Origin of the sequence: Desulfitobacterium chlororespirans DSM 11544, from assembly GCF_900143285.1 — a bacterium.
GTDB lineage: Bacteria > Bacillota > Desulfitobacteriia > Desulfitobacteriales > Desulfitobacteriaceae > Desulfitobacterium > Desulfitobacterium chlororespirans.
In genome coordinates this window covers 78,521-91,552 of record NZ_FRDN01000006.1, presented here as the reverse complement: position 1 = coordinate 91,552, position 13,032 = coordinate 78,521, and the positions used below count along the sequence as shown (strand labels likewise).

8 protein-coding genes are annotated in these 13,032 nt (G+C 48.6%); 4 read left to right on the top strand and 4 right to left on the bottom strand.

What is annotated here, in order from left to right:
- Positions 1-31: 31 nt before the first annotated feature.
- The 3 genes from BUA14_RS08625 to uvrA all read left to right on the top strand — a co-directional run bounded on the left by BUA14_RS08625 (position 32) and on the right by uvrA (position 7,293).
- Positions 32-1,486, top strand: coding sequence for a sugar ABC transporter substrate-binding protein (locus BUA14_RS08625; RefSeq protein ID WP_072772237.1), 1,455 nt, complete (start codon positions 32-34; stop codon positions 1,484-1,486).
- A gap of 184 nt (positions 1,487-1,670) precedes the next feature.
- Positions 1,671-3,722 (top strand): excinuclease ABC subunit UvrB, encoded by a 2,052-nt coding sequence (gene uvrB, locus BUA14_RS08620; protein WP_072772236.1) that lies wholly within the window; start codon positions 1,671-1,673, stop codon positions 3,720-3,722.
- Between the two features lie 748 nt (positions 3,723-4,470).
- Positions 4,471-7,293 (top strand): excinuclease ABC subunit UvrA, encoded by a 2,823-nt coding sequence (gene uvrA, locus BUA14_RS08610; RefSeq protein WP_072772234.1) that lies wholly within the window; start codon positions 4,471-4,473, stop codon positions 7,291-7,293.
- A gap of 429 nt (positions 7,294-7,722) precedes the next feature.
- Here the strand turns inward: uvrA and BUA14_RS08605 are convergent, their stop codons facing one another.
- Genes BUA14_RS08605 through BUA14_RS08595 form a run of 3 tightly spaced genes read right to left on the bottom strand, consistent with a single transcriptional unit; the run spans position 7,723 to position 9,780 of the window.
- Complete coding sequence (locus BUA14_RS08605; RefSeq protein WP_072772233.1) at positions 7,723-8,511, bottom strand: hypothetical protein; 789 nt, start codon at positions 8,509-8,511, stop codon at positions 7,723-7,725.
- A gap of 1 nt (position 8,512) precedes the next feature.
- Complete coding sequence (locus BUA14_RS08600; RefSeq protein WP_072772232.1) at positions 8,513-9,385, bottom strand: ATP-binding cassette domain-containing protein; 873 nt, start codon at positions 9,383-9,385, stop codon at positions 8,513-8,515.
- A 26-nt stretch (positions 9,386-9,411) separates the two neighbouring features.
- Positions 9,412-9,780, bottom strand: a complete 369-nt coding sequence (locus BUA14_RS08595) for a GntR family transcriptional regulator (RefSeq protein ID WP_072772231.1) — start codon at positions 9,778-9,780, stop codon at positions 9,412-9,414.
- Positions 9,781-10,094: 314 nt separating this feature from the next.
- On the opposite strand from BUA14_RS08595, the gene BUA14_RS08590 reads away from it, so the two are divergent.
- Positions 10,095-10,907, top strand: coding sequence for a Cof-type HAD-IIB family hydrolase (locus BUA14_RS08590; RefSeq protein ID WP_072772230.1), 813 nt, complete (start codon positions 10,095-10,097; stop codon positions 10,905-10,907).
- 91 nt (positions 10,908-10,998) lie between these two features.
- Here the strand turns inward: BUA14_RS08590 and BUA14_RS08585 are convergent, their stop codons facing one another.
- Complete coding sequence (locus BUA14_RS08585; protein WP_072772229.1) at positions 10,999-12,927, bottom strand: cell wall-binding repeat-containing protein; 1,929 nt, start codon at positions 12,925-12,927, stop codon at positions 10,999-11,001.
- Between the last annotated feature and the right edge of the window lie 105 nt (positions 12,928-13,032).

Here is a 13,032-nt window from a genome sequence, read left to right as displayed (position 1 = left end):
AGTGGATCGACCCTGGAAAGGAGCGTGTTCCATGAAAAAAGTGCTTTCCATGATCATCGTGTTACTTCTAAGTATGGCCTTAACCGGCTGTAACATGCAATCTCTTTTGGGCGGCTTAATGGGGAGCAAGGAGAAAACCTCGAGTAAATCCTCTCAGCAAGAAGAGAAAAAAATAATAGCGGTGGCTTTGAACCAGGATGATCCCAACAAAGATATGTTTCTGCTCGGCATTCAGGAGTTGGCTGAAAAAGAAGAATTGGAAGTTAAGGTTTTGACGTCAAAAGAAGAAGGCGATGCCAACGCTCTTAAGGATGCCAAAGTTCTCATCGTTCAAGCTGGGGAGCAGTCCTTTTTAAAGGAAGCGGAAAAGGGAGATATACCTATTCTGGCGTTAAACGGGCTGCCGCCTGGAGTGAAAGCCAAGGGAGTCATCCTGCCTGATCCGGATCAAGCAGGTAAGCTGATGGCTCAGCAAATTCAAGGAAAGGTTTCTGAAGGGCAGGTCGTATACCTGCAGGGGGAAGCAGAAGATGCCGTCGCTCAAATGAATGTAGCGGCCTTTAAGCAAGAGCTGGCTAAGAATCCCAAAATAACGGTACATAGCATTACCAATCCTCCGGAGTCGGAAACCATAGCCATGCAAAGCCTTATGGAACATTTGCAGAAGAACCCCGGCCAAGTGAAGGCCATCTGCGCTAAGAATGAGAAGCTCCTTGCCTTGGCTTATGAACTGCTCAGATCCATGCAGCTTACCGATAAAGTTCAGCTTATGGGAGGACAAGCTAACTCCAAATCCTTGCAAAGGATTGCTGCAGGCAGTCAAATCGCAGATATTGATACATCACCCTATGTTCAAGGTGTTAATGCCTTTCAATGGGCGCAAAAATTAATGGATAAGCAGTCCGTAGACATAACTCAATCCATTACCGGCGATCAAGGTGAAGTGGCGGCGAAGATCATTCCGGTCAAAACGGTGACAACAGAAAATCTCGCCCTTATTCAGAAAAGCTATGCTAAAGCAGCCGAAGCTCAAAAAGAAATGGAAAAGAAAAAGTCGGAGTCTCAGGCGAAGGGCTCTGAAAGCCAAGGGAAGCAAAAGAGCACGGAAAAAAGCAGCAATGGCAATAGTGGAAAAGGGCAGAGCGGTGAAGGGAAAGATGGGGAGTCCAAAGAAAAGAACCAGGAAGGCTCTTCCTCAGCTCAGGGGCAGAGCGGAGGACAGGGAGTTATGCCTGAAGGAGTAAGCAAAGTGACTGAAAAAGTTCATACAGAAATTCTCCGCGAATATCTGGATGAAAAGGGCAATGTTTTAGGAACAGAGAAAAATGCCAATGATCAAGTTCGCACCATCCCTCCGGAAATGCTCCTGAAAGAACAGCAGCAACAGCAACAACAGCAGCAACAAGGAGGACAAGGGCAGCAGGGGGAAGGGCAAGATAAGCAGCAAGGTGGGAATAGCTCAGATCAAGCCAAGCAAGGGGAATAGAGGAACAGACTTCTTAAAATTACCAGTAAAAAACAGCGAAAAGCCGAAAATATGTTCGGCTTTTTTGTTTTGTTTCTTAGAGAGAAGTGGTATAATCTTGCTTAGAATGATTTGAAGACTGGAACAAGAAATAAACCAGAAAATAAACCAGGATTTTAGAAGAGAAAGGAGATTGGAGCACCCCATGGAGTTCTGTTTACGCGCTCCCTACAAGCCTTCCGGGGATCAGCCTCAGGCCATTGACGCTCTGGTCGAAAGTATACATTCCGGCAGGCGTCATCAAACCCTGCTGGGGGTGACAGGTTCGGGAAAAACCTTTACCATGGCCAACATCATTGAAAAAGTTCAACGGCCCACTCTGATTCTCGCCCATAATAAGACCTTGGCAGCTCAGCTTTACACTGAGTTCAAGGAATTTTTCCCGGAAAATGCAGTGGAATATTTCGTCAGTTATTATGATTATTATCAGCCGGAAGCCTATGTTCCTTCCAGCGATACCTATATAGAAAAGGATTCTTCGATCAATGATGAGATCGATAAAATGCGCCACTCCGCTACGGCGGCCTTATTCGAACGGCGTGATGTGATTGTGGTGGCCAGTGTGTCCTGTATTTATGGTTTGGGTTCACCTGAGGAATACCGGGATTTGATGGTTTCCTTGCGGCAGGGGCAGGAAATTGACCGCAATGACATTCTTAAAAAGCTCATCTCCATTCAGTACGATCGCAATGATCTGGCTTTTGAAAGGGGAACTTTCCGCGTCCGGGGAGATGTGGTCGAAGTCCATCCCGCCGGCTCCAGTGAGCATGCTGTTCGGATCGAAATGTTCGGGGACGAAATCGAACATATCTACGAGATCAATGTCCTTACCGGTGAAATTTTGGGAGAACGCCGTCATGTCTCTATTTTCCCGAATTCTCACTATGTCACGGCACGGGATAAAGTACTGGTAGCTGCTGAGAATATTGAAAAGGAATTGGAAGAGCAGCTCAAACGGTTTAAGGATGAAGACAAACTTTTGGAAGCTCAGCGTTTGGAGCAGAGAACCCGCTATGATCTGGAGATGCTGAGGGAAATGGGATTTTGCAACGGCGTCGAAAACTATTCCCGCCATTTAACCTTCCGGGAGGCCGGAGAAACTCCTTATACCCTTTTGCACTTTTTCCCTGAAGATTACTTGATGATGATCGACGAATCCCATGTCACGCTGCCACAGGTCCGGGGGATGTACGAAGGGGACCGTTCCCGTAAAACCACTCTGGTAGACTACGGATTCCGGCTTCCTTCTGCTTTGGACAACCGCCCCTTGAAATTCGCTGAATTTGAAACAATGGTTCCTCAACGGGTCTATATCAGTGCCACACCCGGTCCCTATGAGCTGGAACATTGCCCTCAGATTGTGGAGCAAATTATCCGCCCTACCGGGCTTTTGGATCCGGAGATTTCTGTCCGGCCCACCAAGGGTCAGATCGATGATCTGATCGGGGAAATCAATCAAAGGATTGCCCGGGATGAACGGGTGCTCGTCACCACCCTGACCAAAAAGATGGCGGAAGATTTAACAGATTACTTGAAAAATCTCAATATGGCCGTTAAATATCTCCACTCCGATATTACGACCTTGGAGCGGGTGGAGATTCTGCGGGAATTGCGTTTGGGAGATATCGATGTCATCGTGGGCATCAATCTGCTCCGGGAGGGCTTGGATCTTCCCGAGGTTTCCTTGGTGGCTATTCTCGACGCGGACAAGGAGGGCTTTCTTCGTGCCGAGCGTTCCCTGATTCAGACCATTGGCCGCGCCGCCCGGAATGCCCAGGGAAAAGTCATCATGTATGCGGACCAAATGACCCGCTCCATGGAAGTGGCCATCGGTGAAACCAACCGCCGCCGGGCCATCCAGGAAGCCCATAATGAAAAGCACGGGATTACCCCCCAGACCATTCGCAAGAAAATCTACGAAATTCCTGAAGCCACTAAGGTGGCGGAAAAGAAAGCAGCCTACGGCTCAAAAATGCCGGCTGAGGAATTGGCTGAGCTGCTTAAAAGTCTGGAACAAGAAATGCGCTTAGCCGCCAAAGATATGGACTTCGAACGGGCAGCGGAGATCCGTGATGCCATGATCGAGCTCAAGGGGGAAGAGAATAAGTATAAGCGGCCCACCCAGGGCCGTGCCCGCAAGCGAGAGGCGGCGGCTCCGGCAGTGCGCAAGAGTGCGCCCAGGAAGCGGGGCGGATAGTTCCCTTTCTAAGATGAACAAAAGAATTCTCTCCAGATTTTGCGTTACACCGTTCGCTCAAAAAGCTGCGCGGTGCCAAACTAACGCTCAAGCTCTCCGCTCCAACGGGTCCCCGGCTAAGTCGCTCCTCGAAAGCACTGCTTTCGCACTTGTTATCCGTAGCCGGTTGGGAACGTCCTGTTCCCAACCCATTTCCGCTGCTAGCTTTCGCGAAGCTTGGCATCCTGCTCGCTTTGAAGTCGCTTCACTATTGTAACGCAAAATCCTTGGGCAGCATCTTAAAGTACTTGGGTATTTTTTTATGTATCGATGTTATGGCTATTCTTAAAAGCAGTAATGCTGTCTAGAAGTTTAGATTGATTCACTCTTGAACCAAGGGCAGCTATCCCCTTTCTTCAAAGCTGTTCTTAAAGGAGCTTCAGAAACTGCCCAAGGATTTTGATTTGCAGCAGAGACCGGATTTAAGCGAGCAGGTAAGCAATCTTCGCGAAAAGACCGTAGCGGAGTCGGGTTGGAAACAGGACGTTTCCAACCGCCCATTGATAACAAGTGCGAAAGCAGTGCTTTCGAGGAGCGATTTGGGCGGCGTCCCGACGGAGCGGAGGTCTTGAGCGATTAGATTGCTCCGCGCAGCTTATGGAGTGAACGAGGCAAACAAAATCCTGGAGACTGTACCTATAAACAACGCTGATAAACAATGCTAAAAGACCACTTGCTAACAATCTAATTTTTACCGAGGAGGCCCCCTATGACCCAGAACTTTATCAAAGTCCGCGGCGCCCGCGCCCATAACTTGAAAAATATCAATGTGGATATCCCCAGAGACCAGCTGGTGGTTGTCACCGGCTTATCCGGCTCTGGAAAATCCTCGCTGGCTTTTGACACCATTTACGCTGAAGGTCAACGCCGCTATGTAGAATCTCTGTCTGCCTATGCCCGTATGTTTCTTGGGCAAATGGACAAGCCGGATGTGGATTATATCGAAGGGCTGTCGCCGGCTATCTCCATTGATCAGAAAACGACCAACCGTAACCCCCGCTCTACAGTGGGAACGGTGACGGAAGTCTATGATTATCTGCGTCTTCTTTATGCCCGGGTCGGCCACCCCCATTGCCCCCAATGCGGCAGAGAAATCAGTCAGCAAACGGTACAGCAAATGGTGGATCAGATTATGGTCTACCCGGAACGCACCAAGCTGCAAATTCTTGCCCCCTTAGTCAAAGGGAAAAAAGGTGAGCATGTCAAAGTGCTTGAGGATGCCCGCAAGGCGGGATATGTGCGGGTAAGGGTGGATGGTGAAAATCGGGATTTAAGCGAAGAGATTAAATTAGTAAAAAATAAGAAACACTCCATCGAAGTTGTGGTGGACCGTATTGCTTTAAAACCTGATAGTGCGGTCCGTTTGGCCGACTCCCTGGAGACGGCTTTGAAGCTGGGGGAAGGAAATGTCCTTGTGGACATTATTGATAATACGGAAATCCTGTTCAGTGAAAACTTTGCCTGCCCGGACTGCGGCATAGCCCTTGAAGAGATTTCACCCCGGCTTTTCTCCTTTAACAGCCCTTATGGAGCCTGCCCTGATTGCACAGGCTTAGGGGCGAATCTGGAAGTGGATATAGACCTGATCATTCCCAATAAGAATCTGAGTCTCGGTGAAGGAGCTATTGTGCCCTGGGCCAAATCCCAATCCAGCTACTATCCGGCCATGATGGCGGCGGTCAGTGAAGCCCTTGGTTTTACCATGGATACCCCCTTGGCAGAACTCTCTGAGGAGCAATGGAAGGGCCTGCTTTACGGCATTGAAAAGCCCATAAAATACACGTTTATGAGTTTCTTTGACGAGAAGCCGAAAATTCATTCAGGACCTTTTGAGGGGCTTATTCCCTTTTTTGAGCGGCGCTACAAGGAATCCACTTCCGATTATGTCCGAACTGAAATCGAAAACTTTATGAGTGAGCATGATTGCCCTGCATGCAAAGGAAAGCGCCTCAAGCCGGAGGCTTTAGCGGTGACTGTAGGGGAACTATCCATCGATGATTATACCCGCTTGCCGATTACGGAAGCGTTGGAGTTTATCACCCAATTGCAGCTTAGTGAAAAAGAGCAGACCATCGCCCGGCAGATTCTCAAGGAGGTTCGGGAACGCCTGGGCTTCTTAGTCAATGTAGGGCTGGATTATCTTACCCTGCATCGGGCGGCGGGGACCCTCTCCGGCGGGGAAGCGCAGCGGATTCGGCTGGCCACTCAGATTGGTTCCAGTTTGACAGGGGTTCTCTATGTCCTGGATGAGCCCAGCATCGGCTTGCATCAGAGAGACAATGAAAAGCTCCTGACGGCTTTAAAGCATTTGCGGGATTTAGGCAATACTTTGCTGGTGGTTGAGCATGATGAGGATACTATGCTGACTGCGGATCATATCATCGATATCGGTCCGGGAGCGGGAGCCCATGGCGGGAAGATTATTGCCGAGGGAAAGATCGAGGAGATCAAAGCCAATGCGGAGTCCATCACCGGGCAATATTTGAATGGCACCCGGAGAATTCCTGTTCCTGCGGAAAGAAGAAAGCTCAACGGCAAATGGCTGGAGGTTAAAGGAGCCCGGGAAAATAATCTGAAGAACATCAATGTCCGCATTCCCCTTGGGGTTTTCAATGTGGTCACAGGTGTATCAGGTTCGGGAAAAAGCACCTTGGTTAATGAGATTGTTTATAAGACCTTGGCCACCAAGCTTAATAAAGCCACCAAGCTGCGCGCCGGACTCCATAAGGTTGTTGAAGGTCTGGAGCATCTGGATAAGGTCATAGATATCGACCAATCCCCGATCGGCCGGTCACCCCGTTCCAATCCTGCCACTTACACCGGAGTATTTGATTATATTCGTGAACTTTTCTCCCATACTCCCGAGGCTAAAATGCGTGGTTACGCTACCGGGCGCTTTAGTTTCAATGTCAAGGGCGGGCGCTGTGAAGCTTGTAAAGGGGATGGCATCATCAAGATTGAGATGCACTTTCTCCCGGATGTCTATGTTCCTTGTGAGGTTTGCCGGGGAGCCCGCTATAATCGTGAGACCCTGGAAGTAAAATATAAAGGGAAGAGCATTGCGGAAATCCTCGATATGACGGTGGATGAGGCGGTTGAATTTTTCCAGGCTGTTCCCCGAATTTTACGGAAGATGCAAACGCTGCAGGATGTAGGGCTGGGTTATATCCGGCTCGGTCAGCCGGCGACTACCCTGTCCGGTGGTGAGGCGCAGCGGATTAAACTGGCCACTGAACTTAGCCGGCGCAGCACGGGCAAGACGATCTATATTTTGGATGAGCCGACCACAGGGTTGCATATGGCCGATGTGGATCGTTTGCTGGAAGTGCTGCATCGCCTTGTGGATGGGGGCGATACCGTCCTGGTCATTGAGCATAACCTGGATGTGATCAAAACTGCGGATTATCTCATTGATCTTGGTCCGGAAGGAGGCAATGGCGGAGGCCGGGTGGTGGTTACGGGAACCCCGGAAGAAGTTGCCGCTTGCCCAACATCCTACACCGGTAAATTCCTCAAAAAATATCTGAGCTGATCATTGAACGAGACTTCTTTCAGCGGGGGATTCGAACCCTCTGAAAGTTAGTCGAGTCCATACTGGACTTAGCCGCCCTTGGGACCCGCCGCCTAGGCGGGGGTCTTAGGGCGGGTTAGTTCGGTGATACGATGCGTATGACTGTGAAAGATTAGCGGACGATTCCTCCAAATAGGTTATTAAAATAAGTCATAAGCTAGAATTGAACTGCACTCCCATTGCTGGCAAATAACAATGGGAAGTGCAGTTCAGTTTTTTGTCTTCTTTTTTGTTTTGGACAGAGATTCTCTGGTTCTTATTTTAGACAGATGTCTTTGGCGGTTTTCTTTATACTGGAGATGGTTTTATGGGTGGTCTTAAAATCAGGGGTGTTATGGGGTTATTATAATCCGATAGTAACAGGTTGTAACATGGCTTGAGCTTCAGGGCTTATGCTTTAATGGGGACACGTTTAGTAAGATGACGAATGCAGCAGAGGATAAAACCGATAACTAGAACAGAACCGAGGAAGGAGGCTGCCATAGGTAGAGTGAGAGAGAGGAGCAGCCTTCCAAAGGGTAAGAAGAATCCTACAGGCGTTCCCCAAAAAGAACTATAAACCATGCCGAGCAGGATGCTCAGCAGGATTGTTCCCAGTCCAACCAAGCCATTATAGCGGTAATAAGCTGAACCGATCATCCACCCGACCACATAGTAAAAGTATTTTCCTAAGGTGGCGAGGCTGATTCCGATCAGGGAAAAGCCGCTGGCTTCCAGAGGAGAAGGAACGATGAGGGTCTGGATGAGGTTAGCGATGAAGACCTCTTCAGCCTCCAGCTCAATGGCGGAAGAAGATTCCAGGACAAGGGGCAGGTTCAAACCGCTAACAAGCAAATGTTCTAAACCGGCCAACAGCAAAGTGACCAGAGTGATAGCCACAGCCAAGGCAAAAGAGCCTAAGGCTATACCTTTAAAAAAGTCTTTGCGGGTTACACCATTCTGAACATAATAAGGGAGAAAAGAATAAGCGGCGATGATTCCGATGACCAGCATATAGATTCGCGAGGAAACATGGGCGGATACGAAAAAGCTGGTGTTGGCATTCCCTGTATTGAGGGCGATGATATGCTGGATGATTTGAACAAGGACAATAATGCCGAGAAAGAAGAGGGTCCAGACTCCCTGGGCCATAAATGAATCTACCGCTACTTTAGGATAAACGGCTTTTTTGGTGTTCATATTATTCCTCCTCCTTGGTCAAATGTATGAACAGCTCCTGAAGTGAAACAGGCCCAATCTGCAATCCTTTGGCCTGAGCGGCGCGCTGCAGCCCCTCGCTAAGGGTACCGTAGACCATGACTGATTTAGTGTTGCCAAGTCTTTGCTCGTTAAGCTTCTGCAGTCCGTGCACGAATTCATCCACCACCTCGGCAGGACCGGTAAGGGAAGAACCCCGGGAGATAAAGTCTTCATAATTTTCCTGAAGGATGAGACTTCCCCGATCCAGGATCAGCACTTCATCAAAAAGGTAATCCATTTCCGAGACCAAGTGGGTGGAAAGGATAAAAATACGGGGATGGCTCTCCTGATCTGCCAGCAGTTCCTGATAGAAAAGTTCCCTGGTGGGAGCATCCATGCCCAGATAAGCCTCATCCAGAATGGTAATGGGGCAGCGGCTGGCCAAGCCTGTAACTACGTTAAAGACGGATTGCATTCCCCTGGAGAGGCTTTTCAGTGGTTTATTCATCGGCAGCTTGAAACGTTGTATAAGCTTATGGGCGTAGTCCTTATCGTAGTGGGAGCGATAGCGCTCTGCTGTTTCCAATAAAGAAGAAACATTTTCCGATTCGTCTTTATAGTCTTTCTCGTAGATAAAGCAGACTTGCTCCATCACGGAGGCGTTTTCAAAGGGCTCTTCCCCATTGATGAGAATTTTTCCTGAGGTAGGCTCCCGGAAGGAGGCCAGCAGGGAAAGCAAAGAAGTTTTTCCGGCACCATTGCGACCGATGAGACCGTAGATCTTACTCTCTGCCAAGGTAAAGGAGATGTTTTTTAAAGCAGGAAAATTCTTATACTGAAGAGATACATTCTGAACCTCAATTTGAATGTTCATAGAATCCCGTCCTTTCATCGCAGTAATTAATCGCTCTTCATCTTGTGGATGAGTTCGATGATTTCTTCCGTGGATATTCCCAGTTTACCAGCCTCCTGGAGTAAGCCTACGAGATACTCATTGATAAAGGCATCCTTACGCTTTTCCAGAAGCCGAGCCCGGGCTCCCTCTGTGACAAACATGCCTAAGCCTCTTTTCTTAAACAAAATACCCTCGTCGATCAATTGATTAACCCCCTTGGCTACCGTTACATGGTTGATCTTATAGAAATTGACCAGTTGATTGGTGGAAGGAGCTTGCTCTCCCTCTTTAAGCTGATTGTTAACAATTTGATCTTCAATCAATTCCCGGATTTGAATGTAGATGGGTTTGCTATTATCCAATGGTTGACTCAAGGAGTAACACCCCCCTTCATAGAATACAATAAGTGTTTAACGCCGGTTGAACGGAACTTCTTTCAGAGAGAGATTCGGCCCCTGCTGAAAACTAGTCGAGTTCATACTGGACTTAGTCACTCTTGGTACCCGCCGCCTATTGAGGCGGCGAGGCAAACGCGGTTAGTTCAGTGGTAAAGCATGTAGTATTATGGTTATATACTTATGTATATAACCATAATACAAAAAATATCCGGCGTCAAGAGGAATTGGGGGAATTTTCAAGGATTCCACCTTCAACATGTCGAATTAAACAATCAAGGAGTTGAAGTCACTTGAAGATTAAATTGGTAGCCACAGATTTGGATGATACTTTATTAAGGGATGATTTAACCCTTTCGGAGCGGGTTGTTGAAGCTATTCGGCAGGCCAGGGGACAAGGTGTTTATGTGACCTTTGCCACTGGAAGGATGCCCGTTTCAGCCAGGCCCTATGCTGAGCAGTTGGGTTTGGATGTTCCGATTATTACTTATAATGGTGCCATGATTCAGGAAGCGATCAGCCGGGAGATTTTGTACCGCAAGGTCATCCCGGTGGCTTTAGCCCGGGAAGCGGTCGGTTTCCTGCTGGGAGAAGGGGCTCATCTTCATATGTACCGCAAGGATAGGGTTTTTGTTCAGAAAATGAATGAATGGTCTCAGGCCTATGGGCAAAAAACCAAAGTCACCGTCGAAGAGGCTGACCTTATAACAATCCTGGAAGAGGAAAAAGAGGGCGTGGAGAAGCTCATCGTCTTTGGTCCTCCGGAAGAGCTGGCAGATTGGCGGCAAAAATTAGGTCAAAGATTGCCGGGTAGGCTTCACTTGACCTCTTCCAAGTCTTATTTTCTGGAAATGGGTCATCCGGAGGTCAATAAAGGGAACACCTTGCTGACCTTTGCCCAAGGACTGGGCATCAAGCCGGAAGAGGTCATGGCGATTGGCGACAGTCTCAACGATCTGGAGATGATCCGGTGTGCAGGTCTCGGGGTGGCTATGGGTAATGCTCTGCCAGAGGTAAAGGATGCAGCTGATGTGGTGACTGCTTCCAACGAAGAGGATGGCGTGGCCAAGGCTATTGAGGAGTATGTGCTGCTTACGCATCGATGAGCCCGTACGATGATAAAAGGACATAAAAATGCCAAAGAGGGTCTTTGAAGACTCTCTTTGGCAAAATTCAGGGTTGAAGTCGGTGAAAGGGTTAAGGTGATATGACGCGAATCTGCGGGGAAATTTCTAAGGTCGCTGTGCCCGTCACGCCGGTCTGGGGATCGGTAATCGTTACTGTAACCCCGGTCAGGGAGTAAGCATCCAGATTCGGACCGAAATCCACTTTCAGCAGGCCCTTGTAGGTTGTGGCAGCAATACCCACATCGCTGGCAGCCTTTAGATTAGCGGCAAGAGGTGTGTTGGTGATATCACGGCCATCTTGATCCTTTACAATATAGGTTGCATAACCCATATCGTTACTGCTGCCATCGCTCCAAGCTATGCCCAGTTTTGTTGATGTGAGCGTGATTTCACTGATTTTTTGGTTGGGGCCAGGGGGCGGAAGTTCAGGTAGGGGAGTGTTGATGGGATAGGTGCTGCTGGAGGAACCTGTGCCGGAGGTTGAATCAAGAATGACCACTATACCGCTCATTAGGTCGACAAGTGTGATGATCATGGGTTTATCCGTATCGGCAGCAGAGTTAAGCGCTACAGTTCCTATCCCTTTGCTGGGATCGAGGGAAATGGTGGATCTCATGGAGGCCACCGCAGATAGCTGAGAGGTGGGAATTGTTGCAGTAATATCTTTACCCGCCTCATCAAGCAGTTGGTATCTAAAAGTAGCAGTATCGGCACCGGTTTTTGTATAGTTGCTTAAATTCATCGTCATATGTTTTCCGGCTAAGCCAATCACGGTAACAAGGCAGGAAGCTTGGTTGCCGTCCTTTGTCTTTACTGTAATAGAGGTTGATCCATTATTTATCCCCACAACATTCCCCTGATTTACTGTTGCCACAGCGGGGTCGCTGGACAACCAAACAAGCTCATTGCTGTTTCCTTCAGCTGAACCTGCCGGCTTATCCAGTATAGCTGTCAGAAATTCGCTTTGTCCTATGGTTAGGGCGATGTTGCTTTTGTCCAGTCTGATTCCTGCCGGTAAATCGGCGGGGGGATTTAAATCCTGTATGACCTTATCCGCAACGATCCCTGTTCCGCCAAACACAATAATGGTATCTAAGTTCGTTAATTGCTGATAATACTTTTTCGTGATATCAGGAGTAGCGTTATTGACGAGAAGAATCGGCTGGGATTGTTTGGCGGCCAGTGCGGAGCCGGCAAGAGCGTCGGCAAATCCCTCGCCGCTGGCGATGCAAAGGGCCTCGGTACTGAACAAGCTATTGAATTTTTCATTGACGGCACTATTTCGAGCATATTTATCGGCCCCGACAATGCGCTCAACATGAGGGAATTGACTGGCGACCTGATCCCTGATAACATCTGAATAGCCAATGACAAAGGTTTTGGTGATATGAGCCGCATTTAAATCAAGGTATTCTTGGACGGAGCTTGCTAAAGAGTCGCCGGAAACCAGAATAATTGGAATCTGTTCGATGGCCGCAATGGGTGCCACAGAGAGAGCATCCGCAAAATCATCACCGGTGCAAACGAACAATTGGGATGGTGAGCTTTGAACTTGGTCGGCAATCTTCAGAGCGGTCTCATAGCGGTTCTGACCAGCCAGCCGGGTTGCAGAAATTCCCATGGCTTGTAGTTCTGCTTCCATAGAAGGTGCAATAACTCCGGTACCGCCAACGATGATGACCTGGTTCACCTCTAAATCGGCTAAAGCCTGTTTCGTGGGAGCCGGCAAACTATCTGAAGCAGTTAAGAGGATCGGTGCCTGATGTTTTTGAGCCAGGGGTGCACTGGCAAGAGCATCCGGATAGTTTTCACCGGAGACAAGAATCGCATAATCCGAATGTGACCATTGCCTGGCAATGGTTGCGGCCGTTTCATACCTGTCCTGGCCGGCCAATCGGTTCACTGTAGGCGTTGTGCTTGCCAAGGTCTGCCCGGGAAAGATCAAAGCAAAGAGCATGATTAATGTCAAGACAGCACTTGCCATTCTTTTCTCAAACATGTTTATTCGCCTCGCTTTTCTATAATTTTACAATTAATAGTATAGCATCTCGGGTTTTTAATTCAACCGATCAAAGGAGACTGGGGTACCGGGGCTGATGATTGT

Excerpts from the sequence above, each read along its gene's own strand:
- BUA14_RS08625 (WP_072772237.1), top strand. The coding sequence starts at position 32 with ATGAAAAAAGTGCTTTCCATGATCATCGTGTTACTTCTAAGTATGGCC.
- uvrB (WP_072772236.1), top strand. The coding sequence starts at position 1,671 with ATGGAGTTCTGTTTACGCGCTCCCTACAAGCCTTCCGGGGATCAGCCT.
- uvrA (WP_072772234.1), top strand. The coding sequence starts at position 4,471 with ATGACCCAGAACTTTATCAAAGTCCGCGGCGCCCGCGCCCATAACTTG.
- BUA14_RS08605 (WP_072772233.1), bottom strand. The coding sequence starts at position 8,511 with ATGAACACCAAAAAAGCCGTTTATCCTAAAGTAGCGGTAGATTCATTT.
- BUA14_RS08600 (WP_072772232.1), bottom strand. The coding sequence starts at position 9,385 with ATGAACATTCAAATTGAGGTTCAGAATGTATCTCTTCAGTATAAGAAT.
- BUA14_RS08585 (WP_072772229.1), bottom strand. The coding sequence starts at position 12,927 with ATGTTTGAGAAAAGAATGGCAAGTGCTGTCTTGACATTAATCATGCTC.